At 61.8% G+C, this 11,123-nt stretch carries 17 protein-coding genes; 7 read left to right on the top strand and 10 right to left on the bottom strand.

Annotation, left to right across the window (positions count from 1 at the left end):
* Window positions 1-711: 711 nt before the first annotated feature.
* The 9 genes from DFP89_RS19075 to DFP89_RS19040 all read right to left on the bottom strand — a co-directional run bounded on the left by DFP89_RS19075 (window position 712) and on the right by DFP89_RS19040 (window position 5,792).
* Entirely contained in the window at window positions 712-1,578 is an 867-nt protein-coding gene (locus DFP89_RS19075) for a transglutaminase family protein (protein WP_114350905.1), read from the bottom strand.
* A 9-nt stretch (window positions 1,579-1,587) separates the two neighbouring features.
* Window positions 1,588-1,803, bottom strand: coding sequence for a hypothetical protein (locus DFP89_RS19070; protein ID WP_114350904.1), 216 nt, complete (start codon window positions 1,801-1,803; stop codon window positions 1,588-1,590).
* A complete protein-coding gene (locus DFP89_RS20195) occupies window positions 1,800-2,108 on the bottom strand; it encodes a hypothetical protein (protein WP_147273359.1) in 309 nt (102 codons plus the stop codon). The genes DFP89_RS19070 and DFP89_RS20195 overlap by 4 nt, the downstream gene beginning before the upstream one ends.
* Window positions 2,109-2,163: 55 nt before the next feature.
* Window positions 2,164-2,655 (bottom strand): hypothetical protein, encoded by a 492-nt coding sequence (locus DFP89_RS19065; protein ID WP_181870403.1) that lies wholly within the window; start codon window positions 2,653-2,655, stop codon window positions 2,164-2,166.
* A gap of 115 nt (window positions 2,656-2,770) precedes the next feature.
* Window positions 2,771-3,658, bottom strand: coding sequence for a transglutaminase-like domain-containing protein (locus DFP89_RS19060; RefSeq protein WP_114350909.1), 888 nt, complete (start codon window positions 3,656-3,658; stop codon window positions 2,771-2,773).
* Window positions 3,648-4,418, bottom strand: a complete 771-nt coding sequence (locus tag DFP89_RS19055) for a hypothetical protein (protein WP_147273358.1) — start codon at window positions 4,416-4,418, stop codon at window positions 3,648-3,650. The genes DFP89_RS19060 and DFP89_RS19055 overlap by 11 nt, the downstream gene beginning before the upstream one ends.
* A gap of 212 nt (window positions 4,419-4,630) precedes the next feature.
* Window positions 4,631-5,104: a hypothetical protein gene (locus DFP89_RS19050; protein WP_245948876.1), complete on the bottom strand. Its 474-nt coding sequence runs from the start codon at window positions 5,102-5,104 to the stop codon at window positions 4,631-4,633.
* The gene (locus tag DFP89_RS19045; protein WP_114350902.1) at window positions 5,101-5,487 is read right to left on the bottom strand and encodes a hypothetical protein; all 387 of its coding nucleotides are present in this window, start codon (window positions 5,485-5,487) and stop codon (window positions 5,101-5,103) included. Before DFP89_RS19045 ends, DFP89_RS19050 begins: the two co-directional genes overlap by 4 nt.
* Complete coding sequence (locus tag DFP89_RS19040) at window positions 5,484-5,792, bottom strand: hypothetical protein (protein WP_114350907.1); 309 nt, start codon at window positions 5,790-5,792, stop codon at window positions 5,484-5,486. Before DFP89_RS19040 ends, DFP89_RS19045 begins: the two co-directional genes overlap by 4 nt.
* Window positions 5,793-6,071: 279 nt before the next feature.
* Between DFP89_RS19040 and DFP89_RS19035 the strand changes: the two genes are divergently transcribed.
* From DFP89_RS19035 to DFP89_RS19025, 3 genes are all read left to right on the top strand, one after another.
* Window positions 6,072-6,497: a hypothetical protein gene (locus DFP89_RS19035; protein WP_114350901.1), complete on the top strand. Its 426-nt coding sequence runs from the start codon at window positions 6,072-6,074 to the stop codon at window positions 6,495-6,497.
* Between the two features lie 44 nt (window positions 6,498-6,541).
* Window positions 6,542-6,907 carry a hypothetical protein gene (locus DFP89_RS19030; protein ID WP_245948875.1) on the top strand — a complete coding sequence of 122 codons (366 nt, stop codon included), beginning with the start codon at window positions 6,542-6,544 and terminating at the stop codon, window positions 6,905-6,907.
* Between the two features lie 212 nt (window positions 6,908-7,119).
* Window positions 7,120-7,308 (top strand): hypothetical protein, encoded by a 189-nt coding sequence (locus tag DFP89_RS19025; protein ID WP_114350900.1) that lies wholly within the window; start codon window positions 7,120-7,122, stop codon window positions 7,306-7,308.
* A 58-nt stretch (window positions 7,309-7,366) separates the two neighbouring features.
* Here DFP89_RS19025 and DFP89_RS19020 read toward each other — a convergent pair whose 3' ends face one another.
* Window positions 7,367-8,101 (bottom strand): Crp/Fnr family transcriptional regulator, encoded by a 735-nt coding sequence (locus DFP89_RS19020; protein ID WP_114350899.1) that lies wholly within the window; start codon window positions 8,099-8,101, stop codon window positions 7,367-7,369.
* A gap of 150 nt (window positions 8,102-8,251) precedes the next feature.
* Here DFP89_RS19020 and DFP89_RS19015 point away from each other — a divergent pair, with 150 nt between their 5' ends.
* The 4 genes from DFP89_RS19015 to DFP89_RS21070 all read left to right on the top strand — a co-directional run bounded on the left by DFP89_RS19015 (window position 8,252) and on the right by DFP89_RS21070 (window position 10,831).
* Complete coding sequence (locus DFP89_RS19015; protein ID WP_114350898.1) at window positions 8,252-8,488, top strand: hypothetical protein; 237 nt, start codon at window positions 8,252-8,254, stop codon at window positions 8,486-8,488.
* Window positions 8,489-8,620: 132 nt separating this feature from the next.
* A complete protein-coding gene (locus DFP89_RS19010; RefSeq protein WP_114350897.1) occupies window positions 8,621-8,908 on the top strand; it encodes a co-chaperone GroES in 288 nt (95 codons plus the stop codon).
* Window positions 8,909-8,952: 44 nt separating this feature from the next.
* The gene (groL, locus tag DFP89_RS19005; RefSeq protein WP_114350896.1) at window positions 8,953-10,590 is read left to right on the top strand and encodes a chaperonin GroEL; all 1,638 of its coding nucleotides are present in this window, start codon (window positions 8,953-8,955) and stop codon (window positions 10,588-10,590) included.
* Between the two features lie 106 nt (window positions 10,591-10,696).
* On the top strand, window positions 10,697-10,831 hold the full coding sequence (locus DFP89_RS21070) for a hypothetical protein (RefSeq protein ID WP_256447763.1): 135 nt from the start codon (window positions 10,697-10,699) through the stop codon (window positions 10,829-10,831).
* The last annotated feature ends 292 nt before the right edge of the window (window positions 10,832-11,123 follow it).

Here is an 11,123-nt window from a genome sequence, read left to right as displayed (position 1 = left end):
CCCCAGCTGGTTCAAGCCGGGGCAAGGTTGCACATGGGTCAATTCTCAATGACAATTTCCGCTGTTGCCGGGTCAAATCTCAGTGGCAATCAACAGCAACCGTCTTGAATGCCCCTTAAAGGCCCATTTTCAGAAAACTCGCCTGCTGCAACTTTGCGTGTCAAACACTGCAAAATTCCGTGTCACGCTACAGCCACGAAAAGCGGCCGTGCCGCTCGATGATGTGTCCTGACATCTATATGTAGTGCCCTCAAAATGGGGGCGTTATGGACATTTTGTCAGGGTGAGGATGCTAACGGGAAAAATCCTTTAACATCATCAACATATTAGATGGGATTGGCGGAGGGGACGGGCCTGAAAGACAACCTTCTCCAAGTCAAGCCATTGAAAACATTACACACAGCCCTCTGCCAATTGGCCGTAGGCGTGGACCTGGCTCGACCGACGACCTGGATGCAGCCGACGACGATCCGCGAAGCAAACGGCTCAGAGAACCCGCTCGCACCAAGCTGGCTAGAGTTTTCGCCGGCCGCGCGGCCGCGCATGCGGCTGCGTTCAATTCGGGGCGTGTCGGAGGCCGGGTCACTCCGGCACGCCCAAACTTCATCGCGCGTTCTTGTCGTTCGGACGTCAGGCTCCACGACCATGACCCGTCGCAGCAGTTCCAAGGCCGTCCCGACCGGATAGAGGAGAGTGCGAGCTCCGGCCTATTCAGAACTCTCGGACATCCACTGCGACATCCATTGAAAGCAGATCGATGGCTCTACCGTGGAAACTGCCGGTCACCGGAGCAACCTGCTGGATCCTCCTCGCAACGGCTACGGGAATGAGATTGCTAGAGCCGACCGATCTGTTGGTGGGGTCGAACGGGATCCAGCCCGCTCCGGGAACGAACACCTCGACCCACGCGTGCGTGGAACCGGTGTCCGACGATCCGACCAGGTTCGCGGCCGGGTTGAACAGATATCCGGACACGAGCCTGGCCCCGAAGCCAAGCGTCCGAACGGCCTCCGCGAACAGCACTGCGAAGTCCCGGCAGGATCCCCAGCCCCTGTCGAGGGTCTCCAGCGGCCCCTGCGTGCCCTCGGTCTCGCGGCTCTGGTAGGAAATCCCTGCCGTGATGCCGTTGCCGATGTCTTTCAGCAGGGAGAGCGTATCCGTTGGCCGTGCCATGACAAAATGCTCGACCCACCGCGACAGCCGCCCCGCGTCGTCCGCATATTGCGGCACGGCGAGGGCGCCGAGATCGGTCCAATCGTCGGAAGAATAAACGAAAGGGTACGAGGCCGCGGCGGCGGCAATCGGGAAGATCGGCCAGACGGGCGCGCGCAGGTCCACACAGGTGCATGATCGGATCGAAAGCATAGTCGTCCTCACGTCGAACTGTGCCGTCGCGACCGCATTGCCTGCAACGTCGTGGGACCAGTCGATGCGGGCTACCGGACTGATCTCGAGGTCGAAGGACGTCAGGATGAGATCCCGGGTTTCCCGCGGACGGAGCATCAGTCTGTGCGGTCCGAGAGGGACCTCGGTTCCATATTGATACTGTGTCGTGTGAGTAATCGTGACAGATGGCATGGGTGCGACCTATGATGATCGACCGCCCGAGCGCCGCCGGCCCTGCCCGCTGCCCTCGTCAATGGCCGAGCGCCAGGCAACCGTTCCCTTGCAACGGGAACATATCCGTTCGCCGAACCCCTCGCTCCAGAAGGTCAACTTGCACCTAAGGCACACCCGCGCGGCAGCAACGTCGGCCGTCGCCTTGATCGTCCCGAAATCGGCCTCCGCTGATTCGATCGTCATTTCCGCTCCTCGCGTTTTTTCAATCGATCCATGTCGCCAAGCGCGCGTTTGATGAGTTTCTGAATGCGTTCATCGCCGGCCTCGGGCGTCATCGCGTAACGGTCGAGAAGGAACCGCCATTTTTTCAGGACTTCGGCCCATGTCCACGCCGGCTCCGCGAGCATCTGATCTTCGAGGCTTTCAAGGTGTGGTCGCTGCGGAAGCGCAAGTGATGGCTGGCCGTTCGCAGGGCGCCGTCGCATTTCCGATGCACGCTGTCCGGCAACGGACCTGCGGCCGTCGAGATCGATCGGGTCATCGGTCATTTCGGAACCCCGCCAATCCAACGGCGGACGGCGAACGATCCGCCCGACACGGCGGTCATTCTCCGATGCCCGGGCGCGCGCTTCCGGACCGTGGGCCGGAAACATCCGTACTTATCCCGCGGCGGGGCTCTCCCCTCTTAGACGGGTGGTCTTGCTCTGCCTGCCTTTGGTCGGACTGGGGCGCGTAGAGGGCGCGAAGGTCCTGCTCGGTCACGCCGTCGGCCTGCATGACAAGGCGGGTCATCGGATCGGCCAGCATCTCCTCGAGGAAGAAATCCGTCAGCGCCTTGCCGGTCAGCTTGTCCTTGGCAACCGCGTGCTCCAGTTCGGCGAGCGGTACGGTGAGCGTTCGGCTGAGTCCGGGATGCGAGGTGCGCGGATGCAGCCGGACGAGCACTGACGACGTCCATGTGCCCGGTTCGATCCAGTCCACAGGTTCCAGCAGCTGGGTCTCGATCTCATATTCTCCCGGCGGAAGGGTCTCGTTTAAGCTCGGAAGCTCGAACGGTCGCAGGAATACGGCGGTCGTCTTGATCGAATTGTTCATCTCGGTTCTCCAGGATGGTGATTTGGGATGCCATGACGGGAACACCGGCAGAGCGGCCGGCATCGCGAGCCGATGACGAACGAACACTTCCGTCCTGCGATGGGACGCTACCGGTTCAATTCCGAGACACAGGTGCCGTCCCGGCGGGGTCATGTCTTGTGTCCCATATCCAGACTTCGAACTGCGTCAGGGTACTCGGTCCGAAAGTTTGGGTCAGCGGCACATCGGCTGCGTCCCGGCCTCGGGCGATCAGGATCCGTCCTATGCGTATAGAGTTGTTGCGCGGATCGAACACCCACCAGCGGCCGTCGAGCCAGACCTCCATCCAGGCCGCGAAATCGTCGGGGGCGTGGGGCTCCGGTTCACCGAATTCGCTCAGATAGCCGGTGCAATAGCGGGCCGGAATGTTCATGCAACGGCACAAGGCGATCGCGAGATGGGCAAAGTCCCGGCAGACACCGTGCCGTCCGGCCAGTGTTTGAGAGGCCGTGCGCGTCGCATCAGCCTGCATGTAGTCGAACGAGACGGTTGTGTGCACAAAGTCGCAGATCGCCTGCACCCTCGACCAGCCTGGCGGCGTGCTCTCGAACAAGCGCCACGCTTCCTCGGACAGGATGTCTGTATCGCAATAGCGGCTGCCAAGAAGATAGACGAGCGTCTCGGCGGGAAGATCCTGCACGGCCAGCTGTGCCGCATCCGGAGCGACAGGATCGGCCAATCCGCTATCCCGGAAGATTCCGTCGGTGGACAACGTGAAGTCGCCTGCCGGCGCAATCATCCGCGTACACCAGTTTCCGAACCCGTCGCGATAGCTTTCTAGCGGCACACTGGGCGAGGTCACCAGATAATCGGCGCGCTCCAGGTCGCCGAAGCGCGAGTAGTGCACGTTCAGCACCGCGATGATGGGTGTCGGTTGGGTCAGCCGGTATTTCAGACGGCACCCGATCCGCATCCGGATGCCGGGGGCGTCGCCGTGGTCTGATCGGGACGCTTTATCGTCCATGAACGCACTCCCCATCCGCAAGTTGAAAGCCGCGATCGCAGCGCCATGTGTTTCCGGATCGATCGAGATGCGCGTTTGCCGGAAGGTCGAGCGCGACACAGGCGGTGTCGACGGTCTCAAATCCCCGCTCACAGCGCCATCCCGGCCCGTAGGACGCCGGGTCCAGAAAGGCGTTCGCCGGAAGCGCGACGGGATCGCAACGGCCATCGATTTCAGAGAAGCCCCTTTCGCAGGCCCATTCGTCACCGCAGTCCGCATTGGTGAGATAGCCGTTCTCGGGAACCGCAATCGGAACGCAGTCGCCGGAACTGGCCGTGAAACCGCGTTCGCAGGTCCATCCGGAGCCTGAGGTGTCGTCGGTGAGATAGGCGTTGTCAGGCAGGATGATTGGAACGCAGGCCTCGCGATCTTGCCGGCACCCGCGATCACACTGCCAGTCATAGCCGGAGGATCGCAGGAACGCATTGTCGGGCACCGGGATGGGATTGCAGGACGTCCCGTCCACCTCCTCGTACCCTCGGTTGCACTCCCACCCCGTCCCGTAGGAGCGCCCGGTTGGAAAGGCATGCTCGGGGATATCGAGAGGCAGGCATTCGGCGCCCTCTACCCGGTAACCGATGTCGCAGACCCATCCGCCGCCATAGCTGCGCGGCTGGGCGTTCTCCGGCATTGGGCCGGTTCCATCCTGCGCAAGCACGGGAAAGGCGAAAGAGGCGATCACACCGGCTATGGCTGCCGTCCGCGCGATCAGCCTCGCCAAGGGATGTCTCATCGCAGCTTGTTCCTTGGCGGACCAGAGCCCGTTGGTTGCCGCGCGAGTCCTCGACAGCCCAAGCGTGAGCGTTCCGGTCAGCCGTCGAGTGGGCGCGGCCGGTAGCGGGGAGGCTCTGGAATTCGGTCTCGTTGGCATGCCTTCGTTCTCAGCCACCTGGATCGCGAAGTCCTGCGGGAGTGTCGGGTGGGTGCTGCTGGTCATCGGGGCGACAATTTGTGCAAGGCCGCAGCGGCAAGAGCATGTTCCTTCTGGTGGTAGTCGCCGCGGAACTTGCCGTCGACCTGCACCTCCCAGATGCCGTTTCTTTCGCGCACCTGAACCCCACTGCGCTGCGTCGGCCGGTTCATGGAAGAATCTTGTGCTCCTCTGCTTTTCGGCAGCACGGGTTTCATGTCGGTCACGTCCGACTCCTTCGCCTTTGGCACGCGCGCTTCTCCGAGGAGCATCACAGCGCGAATGAATTCTGCCGCATAATCATCGGTTTCACGGTGGTCGTGTTCGTGCCGGGCCATACTCATCGACTCGACGAAGCGTTCTCGAAGGTGGTCCACGAAACGCGGTTCGGTACGGGCCATGTAGGCGATCAGAGCTTGCAGGATCCGTTCATGAGCCAGCACACGCCGTTCGAGGTCGGTGGTCTCGGGTGAAGCTATCGGCATGGCGCGGTTCATCCTTCATCGACCGCGCTTTCCGCGCGCTCCGGCAACGCGTCAACATCAAGGGCTGCCAGGCAGGCATGCGCGATATCGCGGTTCGGAGCGTCTGTTCCGGGCACCGTCGCCCAGCCCGCCTCCATCAGGGCATCGCGCCGCTGATAGGTCGACGCGGCCCGGATCGTTTCAAGCTTTTCGGCCCGTGCTGGGTCAGACTGTGCCATCTCAAGGCAAACCGGCACCATGGAGGCGACGACATCGTCCCGGGACATCGCCATTGCCCTGTCATTCGCGGTTCCGCCGGTCACCCAGCCGCCCCAGGTAAAACCGACCACGCCGACGAAAACCGCACCGATCACCGCACCATAGATGCCGGGCTTGAGCCATTCGGGAGTATTCATTTCAAGTCCTCCTGCGGAGAAGGCGCCGCCTCGCCGTGATTGTTCTTCTCAGTCGCGGCCCGATCCCGGCTCAGCGCCTCTTTCAGGTCGCTGTCGGAAATCGCCCGTAACTCTGTCCGTCCCGCATGACCGCCCCTTCCGCGCACCGTCAGGTAGGTCGCCGTCCGACGATACGCCTCGAAGCTGAGCCCCTGGAGAAGCTCTTCTTCGACAAGAACCTCGTAGTCGCCCGCGGGCAAATCGCCCGGGTATCCCGGCAACGTGAACGGGTTCGAAAACGTCACCGTCGATCTGGTCGACCGCATGTTCATCCCTGGTCTCCGCGATGTTGACAGATCCGTCGCTCACTACTGTTGACGGCCCCTTGGAGTGCGGGACGGACCAGTCGAACGATTTAGTGTCTTGTACTTTGGGATCGTCCGGCTGGTGCTGACGCATGTTAGTCCCGGGCACCGAACCGGCTGCGAACTTCCTGGGGGCAGTCGCCCGCACTGACCTGTGTAAGGGCGGCGAGACCGACTTGCGCGTATCCTTTGGGAAACGGGGGCGATTCTGCGTTCCTGCAAACCATGAAAGGATTGGCAATGGCCGACCCCAGTGTACTCAACCCGCACCCGCCCGAGTTCGATCGGTTTCTCCATGCCTCCGTCGGCGAGGACCGGAACGGCTATGCCGTGACTGTGCTCTCCACACTTGCGCGGCTTGGCCTCGATCCATGGAAGGAAACCGCTGAACTGGTCACGCTGGGGCGCGACGCCGCGCGGGCACGATTGGGAACCCTGCTTGCCCGATTTCGGGACGTTCCTGCGCTCGCCAGCGACCACGGCAGGATCGCACGAGACCTAAGCCAGCTGCTTCCCGAAGGACCGACGTCAGGTGCCCTGCAGCGCGCTGCCTCGACGGTGGCCGATGGCCGCCCGGGAACAAGCAGAGCTATCTGGGCGGTGCTCGCGATCATCTTTGTACTGTTTCAGATGTTCATGGTCGGCGGGTCGGGGTCAGGCGAATGACCGTCTCAACCGCAACCATGGGCAGACCGGTACATGCGGCACACATGTCCGGCACGCTATCGCCTCGCGAACAGGGCGTTCTCTGGGACATGGAGGAGCACTTCTGGACCAGTGGCGCCGATAACGCGCGGGCGACGACAGCGACCAACGCCGTCATGGTCTTCCCCTATCCGCCCGGCATCCTCCAGGGCGACCAGATCTGGACCCACCTTCGCGAAAACACAGGCTGGCGCTCCGTCGTCATGGCCGAACGGCGCGTGATGCGGTGTCGTGACATCGCCGTTCTCACCTACCGTGTCTCGGCGGAGAAAGCCGACGTGCCGATCTACAAGGCACTCTGCGCCTCGACGTACCTCAACGATGACGACAGCTGGCTGAGGATTTCCCACCAGCAAACTGCGGTGACTTGAGAAGCGCAGAGGCAATCGACCTGCCGCAGGCGCCGGGGCTAACCTGCGTCAGTGCGGCGTGGCGCTGACATCGGCTAGTTGAGTCGTGCCCGTCGAACATTCGGTGGTGCATTTTTCCGAGTACCCGAGAAGCGTGTGGGCGTGCCGATCCCAAAAAGGACGGCATGTCGACACGCTTCTTATTCTCGGAGCGTCCAGAAAGGACAATCCCAATGACTCCCGAACAGAACAAGACCGCCGAAAAGATGACCTCCGTGAAGGCCGCATGGGACAAGGCGCCCGTTGGTCCGAAGAAGGATGCGGCGCTGAAGCACTACCAAGCAGCCGAGAAGGCCAACACCGCGAAGAACGACGCCGAGACCAACAAGGAACTCGATGCGGCGACCCACGCCCTCGCGTAACCTCCGGCGTCTGACGTGAACACTGGGGCCGCCTGCCGAGCAAGGGAGGGCGGCCCTCTCATTTCAGTAGCGGCCCAGTCTGGTCCAGATATTCCGGATCGAACTCGGCAAGTTCCACCAGCCCGCCATAGTCGTGAAACGTAACGCGGCCGTCCCGAAAGGTGACCAGTCCACTCTCGCGAAGCTGCCGCAGGACGCGGTTCACATGGACCGCGCTCAACCCCAGCGTATCGGCGAGGTGGTATTGCGTCAGAGGGCAGTCGAATCCTTCCTTGCTGCCTATGCCGACCAGCGCAAGCCTCGATCCCAGTTCCAGCAGGAAATGCGCCATGCGGGCCTCCGCATTACGCCGACCGATCCCGACCAGATGCTCCACGACCATCGCTTCGTCCCTTGACGCTGCCCAGAGTATGGCGGTCGCGAGGCGCGGCGTCCGCGCGAAGGCATCGATAAGGTCGCTCGCCAGCACTTCGGCGGCCTCGATGTCAACGATGGGTTCGAAGCTGTGATCCGACGTGCGCAACAGGACGCTGCGCAATCCCAGAAAATCCCCCGGCACCTGGAAATCCACGATCTGCCGCGTCCCGTCGGCCTGGAGCTTGTAGGAACAGACCCAACCCGACGACAGAATGTACGCAGCTTGAGCCGACTGCCCCTGATGCACCATGTCACGCCCCGCGACGAATGAGCGACGACGCTCATGCAGTCGTTCAAGCACGGCCAGCTCGACCTCCGACAGGGCGACGAAGGCGGAGAGCTTGCGTGTCAGGGGGCTGTGTTCGGCTGATGTCATGAAGGCTCCCGGCGTGCCGTGACCCAGGAGCGGAAATCGGTCCGGACACTGCTCTGGATCAGTCCAGCATAGAGCACTTCCTGCGAGAAGTACGGATGTATCTGAAACTCGCCTTCCACGGGGATCACGATGCCAAGGAAGGGACGCCAGATGTCGACCGCGAGCGAACATGCAGGCCAGGCCGCCCTGTCAATCTGCGAGGCGCTCCTGCTTGCCTTGAACGATCGCGGGTTGCTGCCGGAGCACGAGATTGTGGGGGTTCTTCGCGACGCCGCGGCGACCCATGAGAATGCCGTTGGCACCGAACTCGAAATGGAAATGCACCGGGCCGTCGCCGAAATGATCAATTCGATCATAGCTGGCGGGAACTCCGTTCGACGCCCGTGATGCAATACCGCGGCGGTCTGATCCGCAATCTCGAAGAATAGCCCCGCCAAGTTGTCGCCGCCTTGCGCGCATCGAAGCCGGGCATTCGAAAAAGGCACTTACGCCCGACAATCCTCGACAAGGAGCACGTCGATGTCATTCACTCCCCTCCACGACCGGGTCCTCGTTCGCCGCATTGAAGGCGACGAGGCGACCAAGGGCGGCCTCATCATTCCAGATACCGCCAAGGAGAAGCCTCAAAAAGGCGAAGTTGTCTGCGTCGGCGCTGGGGGAAGGCGCGAGGACGGCGAACGCATCCCGATGGACGTCAAAGCCGGCGACCGGATCCTGTTCGGAAAATGGTCCGGCTCAGAGATCAAACTCGATGGCGAAGACGTTCTGATCATGAAGGAGGGCGACATTCTCGGCGTGATCGCCTGAGTCCGAAACCTTTCCATCAACCCCAGTCTCAGGAACTCACACCCATGTCCGCCAAGGAAGTTCGATTCAGTACCGACGCCCGCGACCGAATGCTGAAAGGCATCAACACGCTGGCAAATGCCGTCAAGATCACCCTCGGCCCCAAGGGCCGAAACGTCATTCTCGATAAATCCTGGGGTGCGCCGCGCATCACCAAGGACGGTGTGACCGTCGCCAAGGAGATCGAGCTTTCGGACCATTTCGAGAACATGGGCGCCCAGATGGTCAAGGAGGTCGCGCAGCGTACGAACGACGAGGCCGGCGACGGAACCACCACGGCAACCGTACTCGCCCATGCGATTGTCCGGGAAGGCATGAAGTCGGTTGCGGCCGGCATGAACCCGATGGATCTCAAACGCGGAATCGACAGGGCGGTGGCCGCAGTCGTGGCCGAGATCAAGACCATGTCCCGACCTGTGGGCGATAGCGACGAGATTGCCAAGGTCGGCTCCATTTCGGCCAATGGCGAAGTCGAGATTGGCCGGCAGATCGCCGACGCGATGGCCAAGGTCGGCAAGGAAGGCGTGATCACCGTCGAGGAAAACAAAGGGTTGGAGACCGAGACCGAAGTGGTCGAAGGCATGCAGTTCGACCGCGGCTATTTGAGTCCCTACTTCATCACGAACGCCCAGAAGATGGTCGTCGAGCTGGATGACTGCGTCGTCCTGCTTCACGAGAAGAAGTTGACCTCGCTCGCCTCAATGGTGCCGTTGCTGGAGGCCGTGATCCAGGCCGAGAAGCAACTGCTGATCGTGGCCGAGGATATCGAAGGCGAGGCGCTGGCGACGCTGGTCGTCAACAAGCTGCGCGGCGGATTGAAGGTGGCGGCCGTCAAGGCACCGGGCTTCGGGGATCGCCGCAAGGCGATGATGGAAGACATCGCCGTGCTGACGGGCGGTCAGGTGATTTCCGTGGAAATGGGCACCAAGCTGGAGAATGTCACCATGGACATGCTCGGGTCCGCCAGAAAGGTCACGATCACCAAAGATGACACGACGATCATCGACGGTGCTGGCGACAAGGATGCGATCGCGGCGCGCGTCACGCAGATTCGCGCGCAGATCGAGGAAACCGCTTCGGACTACGACAAGGAGAAGCTGCAGGAACGGCTGGCCAAGCTTGCCGGAGGTATCGCCGTGATCCGGGTCGGCGGGGCAACCGAGATCGAGGTGAAGGAGCGCAAGGACCGCGTCGACGATGCGCTGAACGCCACCCGCGCTGCGGTTCAGGAAGGTGTCGTGCCCGGCGGCGGCGTGGCCCTGGTTCACGCCGGAAAGGTGCTGGCGACGCTGAAGGGCGAGAATGGCGATCAGAATGCCGGCATCATGATCGTCCGGCGCGCGATCCAGGCACCGCTGCGCCAGATTGCCGAAAATGCCGGGGTCGACGGATCGGTCGTTGTTGGCAAGGTCATCGAGAACGACAGCCGGAGCTTCGGTTTCGACGCGCAGGCCGAGGAGTACATCGACATGCTGAAGGCCGGCGTTATCGACCCGACGAAAGTCGTTCGGATCGCACTGGAAAATGCCGCGTCCATTGCCGGGCTATTGATCACGACCGAGGCGATGGTCGCGCAAAAACCCAAGGAGGGCGGCGCCGGTAACGAAATGTCCGATATGGGTGGAGTGGGCGGAATGATGTGAATGGACGGGGCCTGTGCGCGGGAGCCTCGGGACGAGAAATCACATTCTCGATGGACATGAACACCGATCAATTCGCTTAAAGAATTCAGAACCAGGAGAAACTGGAATGGCCAAAGGTGACAAACAACGCGGCAACCGTGAAGCGAAGAAGCCCAAGAAGGTGAAGGAAAAGGTCGTTGCAACAGCCGACTTCACGAAGGGCAAAGCCTTGACCAATCTTGGTAATCACAAGAAAAAATAGCGAGAGGGCCAAGTGATTGTCTATCACTGAGTACGGAGCCTGATGGCGGCGGGGGACGCGGCGCATAACGCTATGGCAGTGCTTCCGCTGCGCAAGGCTGCACCTATGGGACGAGAAGCACCGGAGACTTCTTTAATTCGCGGAGTCCCGGACGCCTGCCGTCCGGGACGCGGCTGAGGCGCCGGCAGCTGCTTCTCGGAGAGTGTCCGATCTTCTGTGTATCGGTGATCTGGTCCATGCTTCCTGAGAGGAGCAAGGACGATGACGATTTCGAACGAACTGCTGGACGAAC

This window comes from Paracoccus lutimaris (assembly GCF_003337565.1).
Lineage (GTDB): Bacteria > Pseudomonadota > Alphaproteobacteria > Rhodobacterales > Rhodobacteraceae > Paracoccus > Paracoccus lutimaris.
The sequence above is the reverse complement of the archived record's forward strand: the minus strand, read 5'-3'. Positions and strand labels throughout refer to the sequence as shown.

What these genes read in the sequence shown, in the direction of transcription:
- DFP89_RS19075 (WP_114350905.1), bottom strand. Translation starts at nt 1,578, where the DNA reads ATGCCATCTGTCACGATTACTCACACGACACAGTATCAATATGGAACC.
- DFP89_RS19070 (WP_114350904.1), bottom strand. Translation starts at nt 1,803, where the DNA reads ATGACGATCGAATCAGCGGAGGCCGATTTCGGGACGATCAAGGCGACG.
- DFP89_RS20195 (WP_147273359.1), bottom strand. Translation starts at nt 2,108, where the DNA reads ATGACCGATGACCCGATCGATCTCGACGGCCGCAGGTCCGTTGCCGGA.
- DFP89_RS19065 (WP_181870403.1), bottom strand. Translation starts at nt 2,655, where the DNA reads ATGAACAATTCGATCAAGACGACCGCCGTATTCCTGCGACCGTTCGAG.
- DFP89_RS19060 (WP_114350909.1), bottom strand. Translation starts at nt 3,658, where the DNA reads ATGGACGATAAAGCGTCCCGATCAGACCACGGCGACGCCCCCGGCATC.
- DFP89_RS19050 (WP_245948876.1), bottom strand. Translation starts at nt 5,104, where the DNA reads ATGAACCGCGCCATGCCGATAGCTTCACCCGAGACCACCGACCTCGAA.
- DFP89_RS19045 (WP_114350902.1), bottom strand. Translation starts at nt 5,487, where the DNA reads ATGAATACTCCCGAATGGCTCAAGCCCGGCATCTATGGTGCGGTGATC.
- DFP89_RS19040 (WP_114350907.1), bottom strand. Translation starts at nt 5,792, where the DNA reads ATGCGGTCGACCAGATCGACGGTGACGTTTTCGAACCCGTTCACGTTG.
- DFP89_RS19035 (WP_114350901.1), top strand. Translation starts at nt 6,072, where the DNA reads ATGGCCGACCCCAGTGTACTCAACCCGCACCCGCCCGAGTTCGATCGG.
- DFP89_RS19030 (WP_245948875.1), top strand. Translation starts at nt 6,542, where the DNA reads ATGTCCGGCACGCTATCGCCTCGCGAACAGGGCGTTCTCTGGGACATG.
- DFP89_RS19025 (WP_114350900.1), top strand. Translation starts at nt 7,120, where the DNA reads ATGACTCCCGAACAGAACAAGACCGCCGAAAAGATGACCTCCGTGAAG.
- DFP89_RS19020 (WP_114350899.1), bottom strand. Translation starts at nt 8,101, where the DNA reads ATGACATCAGCCGAACACAGCCCCCTGACACGCAAGCTCTCCGCCTTC.
- DFP89_RS19015 (WP_114350898.1), top strand. Translation starts at nt 8,252, where the DNA reads ATGTCGACCGCGAGCGAACATGCAGGCCAGGCCGCCCTGTCAATCTGC.
- DFP89_RS19010 (WP_114350897.1), top strand. Translation starts at nt 8,621, where the DNA reads ATGTCATTCACTCCCCTCCACGACCGGGTCCTCGTTCGCCGCATTGAA.
- groL (WP_114350896.1), top strand. Translation starts at nt 8,953, where the DNA reads ATGTCCGCCAAGGAAGTTCGATTCAGTACCGACGCCCGCGACCGAATG.
- DFP89_RS21070 (WP_256447763.1), top strand. Translation starts at nt 10,697, where the DNA reads ATGGCCAAAGGTGACAAACAACGCGGCAACCGTGAAGCGAAGAAGCCC.